General features: G+C 70.4%; 16 protein-coding genes. 8 read left to right on the top strand and 8 right to left on the bottom strand.

Features of this window, described 5'->3' with window-relative positions; all coding sequences use genetic code 11:
* Positions 1-186: 186 nt before the first annotated feature.
* Both CEG14_RS04415 and CEG14_RS04410 read left to right on the top strand, forming a co-directional pair.
* The gene (locus CEG14_RS04415; protein WP_094825106.1) at positions 187-924 is read left to right on the top strand and encodes an SDR family NAD(P)-dependent oxidoreductase; all 738 of its coding nucleotides are present in this window, start codon (positions 187-189) and stop codon (positions 922-924) included.
* 17 nt (positions 925-941) lie between these two features.
* Positions 942-1,679, top strand: a complete 738-nt coding sequence (locus tag CEG14_RS04410; RefSeq protein WP_094825105.1) for a FadR/GntR family transcriptional regulator — start codon at positions 942-944, stop codon at positions 1,677-1,679.
* A gap of 57 nt (positions 1,680-1,736) precedes the next feature.
* Here the strand turns inward: CEG14_RS04410 and CEG14_RS04405 are convergent, their stop codons facing one another.
* The gene (locus CEG14_RS04405) at positions 1,737-2,381 is read right to left on the bottom strand and encodes a VTT domain-containing protein (protein ID WP_255032094.1); all 645 of its coding nucleotides are present in this window, start codon (positions 2,379-2,381) and stop codon (positions 1,737-1,739) included.
* Positions 2,382-2,519: 138 nt separating this feature from the next.
* On the opposite strand from CEG14_RS04405, the gene mutL reads away from it, so the two are divergent.
* A complete protein-coding gene (mutL, locus tag CEG14_RS04400) occupies positions 2,520-4,436 on the top strand; it encodes a DNA mismatch repair endonuclease MutL (RefSeq protein WP_094825104.1) in 1,917 nt (638 codons plus the stop codon).
* A gap of 11 nt (positions 4,437-4,447) precedes the next feature.
* Complete coding sequence (gene miaA, locus CEG14_RS04395) at positions 4,448-5,386, top strand: tRNA (adenosine(37)-N6)-dimethylallyltransferase MiaA (protein WP_094825103.1); 939 nt, start codon at positions 4,448-4,450, stop codon at positions 5,384-5,386.
* Positions 5,387-5,458: 72 nt separating this feature from the next.
* Here miaA and purM read toward each other — a convergent pair whose 3' ends face one another.
* Entirely contained in the window at positions 5,459-6,508 is a 1,050-nt protein-coding gene (gene purM, locus CEG14_RS04390) for a phosphoribosylformylglycinamidine cyclo-ligase (protein WP_094825102.1), read from the bottom strand.
* 278 nt (positions 6,509-6,786) lie between these two features.
* Here purM and hda point away from each other — a divergent pair, with 278 nt between their 5' ends.
* From hda to CEG14_RS04370, 4 genes are read left to right on the top strand one after another with little or no spacing between them, the layout of a single operon-like run.
* Positions 6,787-7,488 (top strand): DnaA regulatory inactivator Hda, encoded by a 702-nt coding sequence (gene hda, locus CEG14_RS04385; RefSeq protein ID WP_094825101.1) that lies wholly within the window; start codon positions 6,787-6,789, stop codon positions 7,486-7,488.
* On the top strand, positions 7,485-8,183 hold the full coding sequence (locus tag CEG14_RS04380; protein ID WP_094825100.1) for an HAD family hydrolase: 699 nt from the start codon (positions 7,485-7,487) through the stop codon (positions 8,181-8,183). Before hda ends, CEG14_RS04380 begins: the two co-directional genes overlap by 4 nt.
* Complete coding sequence (gene pcnB / locus CEG14_RS04375) at positions 8,183-9,547, top strand: polynucleotide adenylyltransferase PcnB (protein ID WP_094825099.1); 1,365 nt, start codon at positions 8,183-8,185, stop codon at positions 9,545-9,547. Before CEG14_RS04380 ends, pcnB begins: the two co-directional genes overlap by 1 nt.
* On the top strand, positions 9,544-10,017 hold the full coding sequence (locus CEG14_RS04370; RefSeq protein ID WP_094825098.1) for a 2-amino-4-hydroxy-6-hydroxymethyldihydropteridine diphosphokinase: 474 nt from the start codon (positions 9,544-9,546) through the stop codon (positions 10,015-10,017). Before pcnB ends, CEG14_RS04370 begins: the two co-directional genes overlap by 4 nt.
* 42 nt (positions 10,018-10,059) lie before the next feature.
* Here CEG14_RS04370 and CEG14_RS04365 read toward each other — a convergent pair whose 3' ends face one another.
* From CEG14_RS04365 to CEG14_RS04340, 6 genes are all read right to left on the bottom strand, one after another.
* Entirely contained in the window at positions 10,060-10,965 is a 906-nt protein-coding gene (locus tag CEG14_RS04365) for a sugar kinase (protein WP_094825097.1), read from the bottom strand.
* Positions 10,962-11,858 carry an HpcH/HpaI aldolase/citrate lyase family protein gene (locus CEG14_RS04360; protein ID WP_094825096.1) on the bottom strand — a complete coding sequence of 299 codons (897 nt, stop codon included), beginning with the start codon at positions 11,856-11,858 and terminating at the stop codon, positions 10,962-10,964. Before CEG14_RS04360 ends, CEG14_RS04365 begins: the two co-directional genes overlap by 4 nt.
* Positions 11,855-13,051, bottom strand: a complete 1,197-nt coding sequence (locus CEG14_RS04355; protein ID WP_094825095.1) for a CaiB/BaiF CoA transferase family protein — start codon at positions 13,049-13,051, stop codon at positions 11,855-11,857. Before CEG14_RS04355 ends, CEG14_RS04360 begins: the two co-directional genes overlap by 4 nt.
* Positions 13,048-13,878, bottom strand: a complete 831-nt coding sequence (locus CEG14_RS04350; RefSeq protein WP_094825094.1) for an FAS1-like dehydratase domain-containing protein — start codon at positions 13,876-13,878, stop codon at positions 13,048-13,050. The genes CEG14_RS04355 and CEG14_RS04350 overlap by 4 nt, the downstream gene beginning before the upstream one ends.
* A gap of 169 nt (positions 13,879-14,047) precedes the next feature.
* Positions 14,048-15,571: a fumarate hydratase gene (locus CEG14_RS04345; RefSeq protein WP_094825283.1), complete on the bottom strand. Its 1,524-nt coding sequence runs from the start codon at positions 15,569-15,571 to the stop codon at positions 14,048-14,050.
* Between the two features lie 71 nt (positions 15,572-15,642).
* Positions 15,643-16,410, bottom strand: coding sequence for a crotonase/enoyl-CoA hydratase family protein (locus CEG14_RS04340; RefSeq protein WP_094825093.1), 768 nt, complete (start codon positions 16,408-16,410; stop codon positions 15,643-15,645).
* Between the last annotated feature and the right edge of the window lie 215 nt (positions 16,411-16,625).

Raw genomic sequence — 16,625 nt, 5'->3', positions numbered from 1 at the left:
TTGTCTCCAACCTCAACCCCGGCGCCGGGAGGGTGACCCTCTCTGCGGGCTGCCGGCATGGCTTTTCGCCACTTGTCTGATGAGTTATATTTGTTGTCAGACAAATTATCAGAGCGGCGCCGCAAGCCTGTCAACGACAAATTTCGCGGCCTCGCCATCGGCCACCGGCCATCCACGGAGACAAACGTGATTTCGTTCGCAAGCAAGACCGTGCTCATCAGCGGCGGCGCCACCGGCATCGGACTGGCCACCGCGCATCTCATGGCCGCCCACGGCGCGGCCGTGGCCCTGTTCGACCTCGACGCGGCGCGCCTGGCGGGCGCGGCCGACGCGCTGGCCGCGCACGGCAATCCGGTGCTCACCGTGGTGGGCGACGTGTCGTCGTCGGCCGATTGCGACCGCGCGGTGCGCGAATGCGGCGCGCGCTTCGGCGGCATCGATCACCTGGTGCACTGCGCCGGCGTCTATCCGGAGGCGCTGGTGCGCGACATGAGCGATGCCGACTGGCAGCGTCTGATGGGCATCAACCTGAACGGCACCTTCTATCTGTGCCGCGCCGCGCAGGGCGCGCTGCGCGACCAGGGCGCGGTGGTGCTGCTCGCCTCGCTGGCCGCGCATCGCGGCAGCCACGCCCACGCGGCCTATGCCGCCACCAAGGGCGCGGTGCTGTCGTTCGCGCGCAGCCTGGCCCTGGAACTGGCGCCGCGCGTGCGGGTCAACACGGTCTCGCCCGGTATAATCGCCACTGCCATGACACGCGATCTGCTGGGCCAGAAGGGCTCGCAGCTGCTGGCCAGCACACCGCTCGGCCGCCATGGCAGCGCCGAAGACATCGCCGGCGCCATCGCCTTCCTGTGCTCGCCCCTGGCCGCCTTCGTCACCGGCGAAACGCTGCAGGTCAATGGCGGCATCTATCTCTCCTGACCGGGCTCACACGCTTCATGACCGCTGCTTCGCACCCGTCTGATCCGACGTCCGCGCGTCCGTCGCTGCCCGCCGACCTGGCGGCGCTGCTGGCCGACCAGATCCACCAGGGCGTGCTCGCGCCGGGCGACCGCCTGCCCACGGAGCGCGAGCTGGTCGAGACCCACGGCGTGAGCCGCGCGGTGGTGCGCGAGGCCATTGCGCGCCTGAAATCCGAGGGCCTGGTGACCTCGCAGCAGGGTCGGGGCGTGTTCGTCGACGCGGCCGCGCGCAAGAACGCCTTCCGCATTGCCGCCGTGTCGCCCAGCGACAACCAGGAGCTCGAGCACATCCTCGAGCTGATGCTGGCCATCGAGACCACGGCGGCGCGCTACGCGGCGCAGCGCCGCAGCGACGACGACCTGAAGCGCATCCGCCAGGGCCTGGTCGGCATGGAATACGCGGTGCTCAACGACAAGCTGGGCGACGACGAGGACTACGCCTTCCACCAGGCCATCGTGCAGGCCACCCACAATCCGCACCTGGTCGCGCTCAACGAATACCTGGAAGGCAGCGTGCGCCACGTGATCCGCAGCGCGCGCCGCAACACCGCCCACATGTATGCCCAGCGCATGGCCGACGTGCAGCGCGAACACCAGGCCATCTACAGCGCCATTGCCGACGCCGACCCGCAGGCGGCGGGCGCCGCGGCCGAGCGCCACCTGCGCAACGCCGCCGAACGGCTGCGCCTGTATCGCGACGACGCGGCCGATTGAGGCGCAGGACATAAAAAAATCGGGCGATGCCCGATTTTTTTATGTCCTGCGCGCGGCTCAGCGGTTGGGCTGCCCGCCGCGCCGCTGCCACAGCCGCACCACGGCGGCCACGATCAGCGGCACGATGGCCGCGGCCAGGCCCAGCAGCACGATGGTGTTGAGGTGGTCTTTCACGATGGGGATGTTGCCGAAGAAATAGCCGGCCGTGATGAGGCCCACCACCCACAGCAGCGCGCCGCTGATGTTGAAGAACTGGAAGCGGCCCATGGGCATCTCGGCCACGCCGGCCACGAACGGCGCGAAGGTGCGCACCACCGGAATGAAGCGCGACATCACGATGGTCTTGCCGCCGTGCTTCTCGTAGAACATGTGGGTGCGCATCAGCGCGCCGCGGTCCAGGAAACGGATGTTCATTGTGAACACGCGCGGCCCGAGGGCGCGGCCCACCGCGTAGTTCACGCTGTTGCCGGCGACGGCCGCGATCACCAGCAGCACCGCCATCCAGACCGGGTCGATCCCGCCCGTGGCGCCGAACGCGCCCGCGATGAACAGCAGCGAGTCGCCCGGCAGGAACGGCAGCACCACCAGGCCGGTTTCGGCGAACACGATCATGAACAGCACCAGGTACACCCACGCGCCATATTGCTCGATCCAGATGCCGAGGCTCTGGTCGATGTGGAGCACCATGTTCAGAAATTCCATATGCCATCTCGTTGGGCGATGCGCCGCCCGTTTGGGGGTCTCACTATAGCCCAGGCCCGGCCCCCTCCCGGCAGCGCTAAAATCGTTCAATCTGCCGATTCTGCCGCCGCGTTCCGCGCGGCCTGTCCCACACCGCCCATGTCCGAACGCCGTTCCATCGCCCAGCTCCCCGACCTGCTGATCAGCCAGATTGCCGCAGGCGAGGTGATCGAGCGCCCGGCCTCCGTGCTCAAGGAGGTGCTCGAGAACGCCATCGACGCCGGCGCCCGCGCCATCGAGGTGCGGCTGGAGGGCGGCGGCATCCGCCGCATCGCGGTCACCGACGACGGCAGCGGCATCCCGCCCGAGGAGCTGCCGCTGGCCGTGGCGCGCCACGCCACCAGCAAGATCCGCTCGCTCAACGAGCTCGAATCCGTGGCCTCGATGGGCTTTCGCGGCGAGGCGCTGGCCTCGATCGCCTCGGTGGCGCGGCTGGCCATCATTTCGCGCACCCGCAGCGGCGAGCACGCCTGGCAGATCGACGGCTCGAGCGGCGAGGTCTCGCCCGCCTCCGGCCCGGTCGGCACCACGGTGGACGTGCGGCAGCTGTTCGATTCGGTGCCGGCCCGGCGCAAGTTCTTGCGCGCGGAGGCCACCGAGTTCGGCCATTGCGTCGACGCGCTCGAGCGCATCGCGCTGGCCCATCCGGAGATCGCGTTCCGCCTGTTCCACCACGACCGCGCGCAGAAGCAGTGGCTGCCGGCCGATCACGGCCAGCGCATCCGCGACGTGCTGGGCGGCGAGTTCGCCAGCCAGGCGCTGCCGGTCGACACGCGCTTCGGCGCCATCGGCCTGATCGGCATGGTGACGCGCCCCACCGCGGCACGCGCCCGCGCCGACCGCCAGTACCTCTACGTCAACGGCCGCTATGTGCGCGACCGCACGGTCAGCCACGCGCTGCGCTCGGCCTACGCCGACGTGCTGCACGGCGACCGCCAGCCGGCCTATGTGCTGTATCTCGACATCGACCCGGCCGCGGTCGACGTGAACGTGCATCCGGCCAAGAGCGAGGTGCGCTTTCGCGACAGCGGCGCGGTGCACCGCTTCGTCAACCAGGTGGTGAGCCAGGCCCTGGCCCAGACCGGCGGCGCCAGCGCCGTGGCCACCCCGGAGAACGAGGCCGAGTCCGCCGCCGCGCCCGCCGCGGCCACGGCCCCCTTTGCCGCGGCGCCCCGAGGCGAGGCGGGCCCGCGCCCCGCCTACGATCTCTCCCCCGCCCCGGCGCCGCGCCCCGCGCACAGCCAGGTGCCGTTCCGGCTGGCCGAGCCCGAGGGCGTGCCGGTGCGCGACTGGCAGAGCCTGTACCGGCCGCTGGCCGAGGAATCGGCCGGCGCCCCGCCCGTGGCTGCCTGGCAGGCGCCCGCCAGCGCCGCGGCGCCGCGGCCCGCCGCCCCGCCGGGCGCGCCGGCCGCCGCCCTGCCGGCCGACGAGGAACACCCGCTCGGCATGGCGCTGGCGCAGGTGCACGGCATCTATGTGCTGGCGCAAAACGCGCGCGGCCTGGTGCTGGTCGACATGCACGCCGCGCACGAACGCGTGGTCTACGAACAGCTCAAGCGCGCGCTCGACGCGCGCGCGCTGCCGCGCCAGGACCTGCTGGTGCCGGTGGTCTTCCATGCGCAGGAAAAAGACGTGGCGCTGGTCGAGGAGCATGCCGAGCAGCTCGCCGAACTGGGCTTCGAGATGCGTCCGTCGGGACCGACCTCGATCGCGGTGCGCAGCGTGCCGGCCCTGCTGGCGCGTGGCGACATCGAGAGCCTGGCGCAGGCGGTGCTGCGCGACCTGGCCGCCGTCGGCGAATCGCGCCTGCTCACCGAGCAGCGCAACGAGCTGCTCTCCACCATGGCCTGCCACGGCTCGGTGCGCGCCAACCGCAAGCTCACGATCGAGGAAATGAACGCGCTGCTGCGCCAGATGGAAGCCACCGAGCGCGCCGACCAGTGCAATCACGGCCGGCCCACCTGGGTGCAATGGTCGATCTCCGACCTCGACAAGCTGTTCCTGCGCGGCCAGTAGAGCCGGCCGCCATGGATCCCACGCCCATCCTGTGCCTGGCCGGCCCCACCGCGGCCGGCAAGAGCGCCTCCACGCTGGCGCTCGCCGAGCGCTGGCCGCTCGAGATCATCAACGTCGACTCGGCCACCATCTATCGCGGCATGGACATCGGCACGGCCAAGCCGTCGCCGGCCGAACAGGCGCGGGTGCCGCAGCACCTGCTCGACATCCGCGACCCCGCCGAGGCCTACTCGGCGGCCGAGTTCCGCGACGACACGCTGCGCCTCATCGACGAGATCCGCGCGCGCGGCCGCATCCCGCTGCTGGCCGGCGGCACGATGATGTACTACAAGGCGCTGCGCGACGGGCTCGACGACCTGCCGCAGGCCGACCCGGCGCTGCGCGCCGACATCGAGGCCCAGGCGGCGGCGCGCGGCTGGCCCGCCCTGCACGCCGACCTCGCGCGGCTCGACCCGGTGACGGCGGCCCGGCTGTCGCCCAACGACAGCCAGCGCATCTCGCGCGCGCTCGAAGTCTGCCGCCTGTCGGGCCAGCCCATGTCGGCGCTGCTCACCGGCGGCAGCAGCGCGCCCGGCCCGCACCGCTACGTCACGATCAGCCTGGAGCCGGGCGATCGCGCCGGCCTGCACGCCCGCATCCAGCAGCGCTTCGACGCGATGCTGGCGGCCGGCCTGCTCGACGAAGTGCGGCGCCTGCGCGCGCGCCCCGACCTGCACGCCGGCCTGCCGTCGATACGCTGCGTGGGTTATCGCCAGATGTGGGCGCACCTCGACGGCGAGATCGACCTGGAACAGGCGCGCGAGCAGGGTATCGCCGCCACGCGCCAGCTGGCCAAGCGCCAGCTCACCTGGTTGCGCGCGCAACCCGAGCGCATCGTGATCGACTGTCTCGCCGCCGACGCGGTGGCGCGCACCATCGACGCGGCCGCCGCGCTGCTCGACCCGGCCTGAACCGGCGCGGCAAAAGAAAAACGGGCGCCGAGGCGCCCGTCGTCATTGCGGCCGGCCGCAGCCGGCGCGCCCTCAGACCACGAAGGTCTGGGCCATGCCGTCTTCCTGGGTCACGATCTCGCCGATGCGGCTGACCGTCTCGCCCTGCGCGGTGAGGGTGGCGGCGATGGCGTCGGCCTGGTCGGCCGCGACCACCAGCACCATGCCGATGCCGCAGTTGAACACGCGGTGCATTTCGGCGTCGGCCACCGAGCCCTGCTGCTGCAGCCACTGGAACAGCTTCGGCAGCTCCCAGGCATCCTGGTAGAGCTTGGCCGACAGGCCGTTCTGCAGGATGCGCGGCACGTTGTCGACCAGGCCGCCGCCGGTGATGTGGGCCAGGCCCTTGATGGCGGTGCCGTGGGCGGCCAGCGCGGCCAGCACCTGCTTCACGTAGATGCGGGTCGGGGCCATGACCACGTCGACCAGCGGCTGGCCGTGGAAGTCCTGGTCGGGGCGCGCGCCGGCGCGTTCGATGATCTTGCGCACCAGCGAGTAGCCGTTGGAGTGCGCGCCGCTGGACGCCAGGCCCAGCACCACGTCGCCCGGCTTGATCGACTTGCCGTCGATGATGGCCGACTTCTCGACCGCGCCGACGGCGAAGCCGGCCAGGTCGTATTCGCCGTCGGGATACATGCCGGGCATCTCGGCGGTTTCGCCGCCGATCAGCGCGCAGCCGGCCAGCTCGCAGCCGCGGGCGATGCCGCCCACCACCGATGCGGCGGTGTCGACGGCCAGCTTGCCGCAGGCGAAGTAGTCGAGGAAGAACAGCGGCTCGGCACCCTGCACCAGGATGTCGTTCACGCTCATCGCGACCAGGTCGATGCCGACCGTGTCGTGGCGGTTCCATTCGAAGGCCAGGCGCAGCTTGGTACCCACGCCATCGGTGCCCGACACCAGCACGGGCTCGCGGTACTTGTTGGGCACCTCGAACAGCGCGCCGAAGCCGCCGATCCCGGCCAGCACCCCGGGGCGCATGGTGCGCGCGGCCAGGGGCTTGATGCGATCGACCAGCGCGTCGCCCGCATCGATGTCGACGCCGGCATCACGGTAGGTCAGAGGGGCGGTGTGTTGAGTCGTCATGGAGAAACCGTGGAGTTGTAACAATTGCGGATTGGGTGGGACTTCGGGATTTTACGACGTTAGCCGCCGAAAGCGCCGAATACCCCGGAAAAGCCCGTCCTGCCTGGCTTTTCCGCCCATTCTCCCCCGGGCAGCCGCACGCGCGCGGTGGCGCGCGCGCGACAATCGCGCCCGCCCTGGTTTAAAGTTCGGGGTTGGCCGCGCGAGGCCACTTTTTGCCGCGGATCTCCGATTTCCCCGCGGGCCCCGCGCGCCGAAGCCCGATTGATCGCCATTTCATGAACCGCCAGCTGCTGCTTGACGTACTTCCTGCGCCAGCGCCTTCGCTGAACAACTACATCGCCGGCCCCAACGGTGAGGCCCTGGCTGCCGCGCGCGCGTTGCGCGCCGGCCGGGCCATCTATCTGTGGGGCCCGGCTGGTTGCGGCCGCAGCCATCTGCTGCGGGGCCTGACGGCGCGTGAAGACGCCATCTACATCGACGCCGCGCACGGCCTGCAGGCGCTGCGCACGCTGGCCGAGGCCGATTCCACCGCCCCGATGCCGAAGTTCATCGCGGTCGACGACGTGCACCGCATGGACGAGCGCCGGCAGGCCGGGCTGTTCGCCCTGTACAATCGCTGGCGCGAATCGGCCGCGACCGATCGCGCGTTCGCGCTGGCCGTGTCCGGCGACCGGGCGCCGATGTCGCTGCCCCTGCGCGAAGACCTGCGTACGCGGCTGGGCTGGGATCTGGTGTTCCGCCTCGATCCGCTGTCCGATGCCGACAAGCTGGCGGCGCTCTCGGCCCAGGCCGCCGACCGCGGCCTGCAGCTGGCGCCCGAAGTCATCAACTGGATGCTCACGCACCACGAGCGCGACATCCGCAAGCTGGCTGCGCTGCTCGACGCGCTGGATCGTTATTCGCTGGCCACCGGCCGACCGATCACCACTTCCCTGTTGCGGGCCATGCTCGCGGACCCCGACTCCTCATCGACATGACCTCCCGCCGCATCGCCCTGTTCGACCTGGATCACACCCTGCTGCCGCTCGACAGCGACTATCAGTGGGCCGACTTCCTGGCCCGCACCGGCCGGGCCGGCGATCCCGAACAGGCGCGCCGCCGCAACGACGACCTGATGGATCAGTACAACCGCGGCGAGCTGACCGCGGAGCAGGCGGCCGAGTTCATGCTGGGCCTGCTCGCGGCGCACTCGCCGTTCGAGCTGGCGGCCTGGCACGAGGAATTCATGGCGCAGGTGATCCGCCCGGCCTTCCAGGCACGTCCGCGCGAACTGGTCGAAAAGCACCTGGCCGCCGGCGACCTGTGCGCCGTGGTCACCGCCACCAACAGCTTCGTCACCGCGCCGATCGCGCGCGCCTTCGGCGTGCCCACGCTGATCGCGACCGACCCGCAATACGTCGCGGGCCGCTACACCGGCCGCATCGACGGCACCCCGGCCTTCAAGGAAGGCAAGGTGGTGCGCGTGAACCAATGGCTTGCCGGCCTCGGCCTGACGCTTGCCGATTTCAGCGAATCGTATTTCTATAGCGATTCGGTCAACGACGTGCCGCTGCTCGAAGTGGTCACGCAGCCCGTTGCCACCAACCCCAGCCCGCGCCTGCGCGCCATTGCGGCCGAACGCGGCTGGCAAGTGCTGGATCTGTTCGACCACATGGAAGACGCCAAGTCCTAATGATCACCGAGACCATAAAAAAATTCGTCGGACGTCTGTTCGGCCCTGCCCTCCGAGGCGGCCCGCAGCGCATCTCGCGCGACCGTCACGGGATCGACCGGCGCAACGTGTCGCGTCACGCCATCAAGGTCTGCGAGGTGCTGCGCCAGCACGGCTATGAGGCCTACGTGGTCGGCGGCGCCGTGCGCGACCTGATCGTCGGGCTCGAGCCCAAGGATTTCGACGTGGCCACCAACGCCACGCCCGAGCAGATCCGCCCGCTGTTCCGCCGCGCCCGCATCATCGGCCGCCGCTTCCAGCTGGTGCACGTGGTGTTCGGCCAGGAAATCATCGAGACCTCGACCTTCCGCGCGCCGGCCTCCGAGCACCAGGAAACCGACGAACACGGCCGCATCCTGCGCGACAACGTGTTCGGCTCGCAGGAAGAAGACGCGGCCCGCCGCGACTTCACCATGAACGCGCTCTACTACGACCCGCACACCGAGGAGGTGATCGACTATCACCAGGGCGTGCAGGACCTGAAGAAGCGCCAGGTGCGCATCATCGGCGACCCGATCAAGCGCTACCGCGAAGACCCCGTGCGCATGCTGCGCGCCGTGCGTTTCGCCGCCAAGCTCAACGGCACGATCGACACCGCCACGCGCGCGCCGATCCGCACCATGGCCGCGCTGATCGAAAACGTGCCGGCCTCGCGCCTGTTCGACGAAATGCTCAAGCTGCTGACCTGCGGCCATGCGATGGACTGTCTGCGCCAGCTGCGCGGCGAGGGCCTGCACCATGGCCTGCTGCCGCTGCTCGACGTGGTGCTGGAGCAGCCGGGCGGCGAACACTTCGTCGAACTGGCGCTCGAACGCACCGACGCGCGCGTGCGCGCCGGCAAGAGCATCAGCCCGAGCTTCCTGTTCGCGGCACTGCTGTGGCAACTGGTGGACACGCGCTGGAAGCAGATGCGCGCCAACGGCGAGCACACCATTCCGTCGCTGATCCAGGCCGCCGATTCGGTGCTCGACGAGCAGACCGAAAAGCTGGCGATCCAGCGCCGCTTCTCCTCCGACATGCGCGAGATCTGGTTCATGCAGCCGCGCTTCGAGCGCCGCGCAGGCAAGGCCATCTATCGCATGATCGAGCAGCCGCGCTTCCGCGCCGCCTGCGACTTCCTGCAGTTGCGCGCCGCCGCCGGCGAGTTCGACAGCGTGCTGGCGCAATGGTGGATGGACCTGGCCAACGCCGACGACGCGACCCGCGCCGAGATGATCGAAGACACCGCGCACCTGCCGCGCGAGGCCGCCGACGGCCCCGCTGGCGGCGCGCGCAAGCGCCGTCCGCGCCGCCGCCGCTCGGGCCCGCGCCCGGACGCCGAATGACGCTGGCCTACGTCGGCCTGGGTGCCAACCTGGGCGACAGCGCCGCCACGCTGCGCAGCGTGGCCGCCGAACTGGGCGCCACGCCGGGCATCGCCGGCGTGCGCCTCTCCCCCTTCTATCGCAGCGCGCCGGTCGAGGCCTCGGGCCCGGACTTCGTCAACGCCGTCGCCGCGCTCGACACCACGCTCGAGCCGCTCGCCCTGCTGGACGTGCTGCAGGCGCTGGAGCTGGCCCACGGCCGCGAGCGCCCCTACCGCAACGCGCCGCGCACGCTCGACCTGGACCTGCTGCTGGTGGAGGGCGTGACGCTGGAGCACCCGCGCCTGGTGCTGCCGCACCCGCGCATGCACCAGCGCGCGTTCGTGCTGCGCCCCCTGCGCGATCTCGCGCCCGGCCTGGCGCTGGCGCAAGGTCGGCTCGACGCCCTGATCGACGCCATCACCGACCAGCCGATCGAACGGCTGGCCTGAACCCCCTTTTCGTTGATTCCGACGCGGCCCGCGGGGGCCGCGCTAGCGGCGTTCGCCGAAGCGCGCCAGCGTGTCGCTCACGTCGATCTGCGCCGGCAGGCCGGCCTCGTTGCCCAGATGCTGGATCTTGTAGGCGGAGGCGGCGCGCGCGTAGCGGAAATGCTCGGCCCAGCCCAGCGTGGGCCGCGCCGCGTACGACCACACATAGGCGCCGTGGAACACGTCGCCGGCGCCCGAGGTGTCGATGACGAGCTCGGGCGGCACGTCGAGCGCGGGCAGCCGCGACATCACCCCTTGCTCGTCGTACCAGAGCATGCCGCGTTCGCCCTGCGTCACGGCGCCGATGCGGCATCCGTGCGCGCGCAACAATGCCAGCAGGCCTTCGGCCGAGAGATTGAGCTGTTCGCACAGGCGCTCGGCGCACACGGCCACGTCGATGTAGTCGAGCAATTCCTCGGTGTTGCTGCGCAGGCCGCCGCCGTCGAGCGAGGTGAGGATGCCGCGTGCCCGGCACTCCCGGGCGTAGTGCAGCGCCGCGTCGGGCTGGTGGCCGTCGAGGTGCAGCGCCCGGTAGGGCGAGATGTCGAGCTCGGGAAAACCGGCCAGGTGGGCGTCGTCGCGGGCGCGCACGATGGCGCGCTTGCCCGCGTTGGGCATGATGAACGACAGCGAGGAGCGCGCCACCGGCCGCTCGTGCAGCGTCACGCCGTGACGGCGCGCCATGCCGGTGAAAAGCTCGCCGAACGCGTCGGGCGCGGCGGTCGTGATGAGGTCGGGCGCGCCCTGCAGCCGGGCATAGGCGAAGGCGGCGGTGACGGCATTGCCGCCGAACGACACCGCGTAGTCGCGCGCCACGGCCTTTTCGTCGCCGGTGGGCCAGTGGTCGGCCAGCACGGTGACGTCGATGTAGGTGTGCCCCACGAACAGGGCACGCGGCGCTGCGCTCATCGCGGCGCGGCCGGGGCGCCGGCCGCCGGAGCGCCTGCCGCAGGTCCGCCTGCCGCAGGCCCGCCTGCCGCCCCCTCTCCCGCCAGCTCGAGCAGGCGGCGGGCGCGGGCGATCACGGGCGCGTCCACCATCTTGCCGTCGAGCTTGAAGGCCGCGAGCCCGTTTTCCTTGGCGGCGCGGATCACGTCGCGGGCCCAGTCGATCTCGGCCAGCGGCGGCAGGAAGGCCTCGTGGATCACCGGCACCTGGCCGGGATGGATGCACAGCATGCCGCCGAAGCCCATGTCGCGCGCGCGCATGGCGGCCGCACGCAGGCCGGAGGTGTCCTGGATGCCCGGGAACACCCCGTCGAGCGGCTGCGCCAGGCCGGCGCCGCGGCTGTGCAGCAGCACCTGCACGCGGGCGTGGTCGAGCACCACGTCGGCGCCGTCGGTGTCGGGGCTCAGGCCCAGGTCGAGCGCGTAGTCGAGGCTGCCGAACGCGAGCCGCGCCACGCCGGGCGTGCGCGCGACCTCGGCGACATCGATGAGGCCCTGCGCGGTCTCGACGATGGGAATCACGGGAATGCCGCTCTGCGCGACGTGCCGCACCTGCGCCAGGCTCTCGGCCTTGGGCAGCAGGATGCCGGTGACGTTGGCGCGGCCGCGGCAGGCGCGCAGGTCGGCCTCGTGCCAGGGCGTGGCGGCGTCGTTGATCCGCACCCAGACGCGCGCATCGGCGTGGGTGCCGAGGAAGTCGCACAGCGACTCGCGCGCGGCATCCTTGCCCAGATGCTCGACCGCATCCTCGAGATCGACGATCACGGCATCGGCGTGGGCCGCCAAGGCCTTGGGAATGCGCTCCGGCCGGTTTGCCGGCACGAACAGCGCGGTACGGATCACTGACGTCATCACACCACCTCCGCGGCACGCAGACGCGCCACGTCTTCGGGCGCATACCCCAGTGATGCTAGCACTGCCTCGGTGTTCTCGCCCACCGCCGGGATCGGGCCCATGCGCGGCTCGAAGCGGTTGTTGACGGCCGGCGGCAGCAGCGCGGGCAATGCGCCGGCGGGGCTGCCCACCTCGCGCCAGCGCGCGCGGGCGGCCAGCTGCGGGTGTTCCCAGACGCCGCGCATGTCGTTCACGCGCGCATTGGCGATGTGCGCCGCCTCCAGGCGTTCGGTGACCTCGTCGATCGACAGCGCCGCGAAGGCCTGCACGATCAGGGCGCGCAGCGCGTCGCGATTGGCGGTGCGGCGCGAGTTGGAGGCGAAGCGCTCGTCGCCGGCCAGCGCGGGCTGCTGCAGCACCTGCTCGCAGAACACCTTCCATTCGCGCTCGTTCTGCAGGCCCAGCATGATGGTGGCGCCGCCGGCCACGGGGAACGGACCGTAGGGATAGATGGTGGCGTGCGCGGCGCCCGCGCGTGCCGGCGGCGGCGCGCCGTCGAACGCGTAGTACATCGGGTAGCCCATCCACTCCACCATGCTTTCCAGCATGGAGACGTCGATGCGGCTGCCCTCGCCGGTGCGCCCGCGCAGCAGCAGCGCGTTGAGGATCGCGGAATAGGCATACATGCCGGCGGCGATGTCGGAGATCGAGCAGCCCGCCTTCACGCCCTCGTCGGGCGTGCCGGTGACCGACACGAAGCCGCTCTCGCTCTGGATCAGCAGGTCATAGGCCTTCTTGTCCTGGTACGGGCCGCCCTCGCCGTAGCCGGAGATGTCGCACACGATGAGGCGCGGGAAGCGCGCGTGCAGCGCCTCGAACGACAGCCCCAGGCGCGCGGCCGCGCCGGGCGCGAGGTTCTGCACCAGCACGTCGGCCTGGCCGAGCAGCCGCGTCATCACCTCGGCCGCCTCGGGCTGCTTGAGATCCAGGCCCAGGCTTTCCTTGGAGCGGTTGGTCCAGACGAAATGCGAGGACAGGCCGCGCACGCGCTCGTCGTAGCCGCGCGCGAAGTCGCCCACGCCCGGACGCTCGATCTTGATGACGCGCGCGCCCATGTCGGCGAGCTGGCGGGTGCAGAACGGCGCCGCGATGGCGTGTTCGAGGCTGACGACGGTGATGCCGTCGAGCGGCAGGACCTGCGCTGCGGCGCTCATGCTTCGAACCTCAGCTCGGCCTGGTGGGCCAGCGTGCCGTCCTGCTCGGCCCACAGACGCGCCAGGCCGGGCTCGGCGATGGCGCCGGCCGCGCGAAACGGCTTCGGGCTGATGAGCGGACGCAGGCCGCGATAGCTCAGGTGCGACAGGCGCGCGTCGGGCCGGGCGCGCCGGAACGCGGCCACCATCGAGGTGGCGATCAGCGGCCCGTGGACCACCAGCCCCGGATAGCCTTCGGTTTCGGTGACGTACGGATGATCGTAGTGGATGCGATGGCCGTTGAACGTGACGGCGGAGTAGCGGAACAGCAGCACGGCCGAGGGCTCGATCGTGTCGGCCCATTGCGCCTCGGGCGCCGGCTCGCTGCCCTCGAGCCTGGGCGGCGAGGGCTGGCGGTAGACGATGTCCTGCTCCTCGCGGATCGCGAGGCGGCCCTCCTGATGGTATTCGTGGCGCACGGTCACGAACAGCAGCGAGCCGGTGCGGCCGGTCTTCTCCTTCACGTCGGCCACCGTGGACACACGCTCGGCCGGCACGCCCACGCGCAACGGCGCCAGGAAATCGACGCGCCCGCCCGCCCACATGCGGTTGCGATCGTTGGCCGGGGGCAGGAAGCCGCCGCGCGCCGGATGGCCGTCGGCGCCCAGGCCCGCGTCCTCGACCGGCTTGATGAAATAGGCCCACTGCCAGAGCGGCGGCAGCGCCGCGCCCGCGGCCGGCGCCGGTTCGCCCAGCGTGGCGGCGATGCGGACGGCATGCACCGGGTCGAGCGTGTCGGCCACGCGCTCGGAACTCCCGATCCAGTCAACAGGGTTGGCGTCGGTCATGGAACAGCATCCTTTTCAGTGTGGCGGTATCAGGAATGCAGGATGCCTGCCGGGCGGCGTGCTTGTAAATTCGTTTTTCCCCAACACGGGGTTTTATGGCCGCGAAGGACCGCGCGGCCAAAGAAAAACCCGCCTCGCGGCGGGTTCTTCATGCGCGGCTGCGCGGCACTCAGGCGGTGGCGACGGGGATCTTGCCGATCCGGGCCTGCCATTCCTTCGGGCCGGTGGTGTGCACCGAGGTGCCCTGCGCGTCCACGGCCACCGTCACGGGCATGTCCTTGACGTCGAACTCGTAGATCGCTTCCATGCCGAGGTCTTCGAACGCCAGCACCTTGGCGTCGCGGATCGCCTTGGACACCAGGTAGGCGGCGCCGCCCACGGCCATCAGGTAGGCCGAGCCGTGCTTGCGGATCGCCTCGATGGCGACCGGGCCGCGCTCGGACTTGCCGATCATGGAGATCAGGCCGGTCTGGGCCAGCATCATGTCGGTGAACTTGTCCATGCGGGTGGCGGTGGTGGGGCCGGCGGGGCCGACCACTTCGTCGCCCACCGGATCGACCGGACCGACGTAATAGATCACGCGGTTGGTGAAGTCCACCGGCAGCTTCTCGCCCTTGGCCAGCATGTCCTGGATGCGCTTGTGCGCGGCATCGCGGCCGGTGAGCATCTTGCCCGACAGCAGCAGGGTCTGGCCCGGCTTCCAGCTGGCCACTTCCTCACGCGTGAGCGTGTCGAGGTCGACCTGCTTGGACTTGTTGTAGTCGGGCGCCCAGTGGACTTCGGGCCATTCCGACAGCGCCGGCGGATCCAGGCGCGCCGGACCCGAGCCATCGAGCACGAAGTGCGCGTGGCGCGTGGCGGCACAGTTCGGGATCATGGCCACGGGCTTGGAGGCGGCGTGGGTCGGGAAGGTGTTGATCTTGACGTCGAGCACGGTGGTGAGACCGCCCAGGCCCTGCGCGCCGATGCCCAGCGCGTTGACCTTCTCGTAGAGCTCGATGCGCAGCTCTTCGAGCTTGTTCTGCGGGCCGCGGGCCAGCAGCTCGTACATGTCGATGTCTTCCATCAGCGACTGCTTGGCCATCAGCATGGCCTTCTCGGCGGTGCCGCCGACGCCGATGCCGAGCATGCCCGGGGGACACCAGCCGGCGCCCATCGTCGGCACGGTCTTGAGCACCCAGTCGACCAGCGAATCGCTGGGGTTGAGCATCACGAACTTGGTTTTGTTCTCGGAACCGCCGCCCTTCGAAGCGATCTGCACGTCGACGGTGTTGCCGGGCACCAGGTCGACGTGCAGGATACAGGGCGTGTTGTCGCGCGTGTTCTTGCGCGCGAACAGCGGATCGTCGAGCACCGAGGCGCGCAGCGGATTGTCCGGATTCAGGTAGCCGCGGCGCACGCCTTCGTCACAGAGCTCCTGCAGCGAGCGCTTGGTTTCGAAGCGCACGTCCATGCCCACCTTGAGGAAGACGTTGACGATGCCGGTATCCTGGCACAGCGGACGCTTGCCCTCGGCGCACATGCGCGAGTTGGTCAGGATCTGGGCCATCGCGTCGCGCGCGGCGGGGCTTTCCTCGCGCTCGTAGGCACGGGCGAGATGGCGGATGTAGTCCACCGGATGGTAGTAGCTGATGAACTGGATGCCGTCCGCGATGGACTGGACCAGATCCTCTTCTTTGATGATGGTCATGATGTGCGAGGTGCGAAACAACGGGAAATCGGCCGGCCGGCGCACGCGGGCGACGGCCGGGAAGTGAAGCTATTTTATTTGCCCTGCCAGACCGGCTTGCGCTTTTCGGCGAAGGCGGTGGCGCCTTCCTTGGCGTCGGCCGAGCTGAAGATGTGGGCGATCAGCGGGCGCTGGCGGTCGAACATGCCGTCCTGCTCCCAGTCGGTGGCCTGCGACACGATGCTCTTGGCGGTCTGCACGGCGAGCGGGCCGTTGGCCACGATCACGCGGGCCAGCTCCAGCGCGCCGGCCAGGGCCTCGCCCGGCTCGGTCAGGCGGTTCACCAGGCCGAAGTTGTAGGCGCGTTCGGCCTCGAGCATGTCGCCGGTCAGGATCACTTCCATCGCCACGTGATAGGGCAGGCGGCGCGGCAGGCGCAGCATGCCGCCGGCGCCGGCCACCAGGCCGCGCTTGACCTCGGGCAGGCCGAACTTGGCGTTGCGGGCGGCGACGATCAGGTCGGAGGCCAGCGCCATTTCGCAGCCACCGGCCAGCGCGTAGCCTTCCACGGCCGCGATCAGCGGCTTTTTCGGCGGACGCTCGTTCAGGCCGGCGAAGCCGCGGCCCTCGATCAGCGGGCGCTGGCCGCTCTGGGCGAAGGCCTTGAGGTCCATGCCCGACGAAAAGGTGCCGCCCGCGCCGGTCAGGATGCCGATGCGGATGTCGTCGCGCGCATCGAGCTGGTCGAGCGCGGCGGCCATGGCCTGCGCGGCTTCCAGGTTGATGGCGTTCTTGGCTTCGGGGCGGTTCACCGTGATGATCTGGATACCATCGGCGACTTCCACCTTGATCAATTCAGACATGCCTGCTCCTTTCCGTGACGCCCGCCGGACCGGAGCCCGGGGCGTGGGTTTTATATAAGACTTGGGAAAACGGCAATCATACGACCATTGCGGCGCGCCCCGCCCCGCGCCCCGGGAGAGGGTCCATGGCACGGGCGTTCGGCCCCGCCCCGGCCCCGGTTTCCGCCCTTGCCCGCCCCGTCCGCCCATGGGGCGCCCGGGCCAGTTAAAATGCC

Source organism: Bordetella genomosp. 1, from assembly GCF_002261335.1.
Lineage (GTDB): Bacteria > Pseudomonadota > Gammaproteobacteria > Burkholderiales > Burkholderiaceae_B > Bordetella.
The sequence above is the reverse complement of the archived record's forward strand: the minus strand, read 5'-3'. Positions and strand labels throughout refer to the sequence as shown.

What these genes read in the sequence shown, in the direction of transcription:
- CEG14_RS04410 (WP_094825105.1), top strand. Translation starts at nt 942, where the DNA reads ATGACCGCTGCTTCGCACCCGTCTGATCCGACGTCCGCGCGTCCGTCG.
- CEG14_RS04405 (WP_255032094.1), bottom strand. Translation starts at nt 2,381, where the DNA reads ATGGAATTTCTGAACATGGTGCTCCACATCGACCAGAGCCTCGGCATC.
- mutL (WP_094825104.1), top strand. Translation starts at nt 2,520, where the DNA reads ATGTCCGAACGCCGTTCCATCGCCCAGCTCCCCGACCTGCTGATCAGC.
- miaA (WP_094825103.1), top strand. Translation starts at nt 4,448, where the DNA reads ATGGATCCCACGCCCATCCTGTGCCTGGCCGGCCCCACCGCGGCCGGC.
- purM (WP_094825102.1), bottom strand. Translation starts at nt 6,508, where the DNA reads ATGACGACTCAACACACCGCCCCTCTGACCTACCGTGATGCCGGCGTC.
- hda (WP_094825101.1), top strand. Translation starts at nt 6,787, where the DNA reads ATGAACCGCCAGCTGCTGCTTGACGTACTTCCTGCGCCAGCGCCTTCG.
- CEG14_RS04380 (WP_094825100.1), top strand. Translation starts at nt 7,485, where the DNA reads ATGACCTCCCGCCGCATCGCCCTGTTCGACCTGGATCACACCCTGCTG.
- pcnB (WP_094825099.1), top strand. Translation starts at nt 8,183, where the DNA reads ATGATCACCGAGACCATAAAAAAATTCGTCGGACGTCTGTTCGGCCCT.
- CEG14_RS04370 (WP_094825098.1), top strand. Translation starts at nt 9,544, where the DNA reads ATGACGCTGGCCTACGTCGGCCTGGGTGCCAACCTGGGCGACAGCGCC.
- CEG14_RS04365 (WP_094825097.1), bottom strand. Translation starts at nt 10,965, where the DNA reads ATGAGCGCAGCGCCGCGTGCCCTGTTCGTGGGGCACACCTACATCGAC.
- CEG14_RS04355 (WP_094825095.1), bottom strand. Translation starts at nt 13,051, where the DNA reads ATGAGCGCCGCAGCGCAGGTCCTGCCGCTCGACGGCATCACCGTCGTC.
- CEG14_RS04350 (WP_094825094.1), bottom strand. Translation starts at nt 13,878, where the DNA reads ATGACCGACGCCAACCCTGTTGACTGGATCGGGAGTTCCGAGCGCGTG.
- CEG14_RS04340 (WP_094825093.1), bottom strand. Translation starts at nt 16,410, where the DNA reads ATGTCTGAATTGATCAAGGTGGAAGTCGCCGATGGTATCCAGATCATC.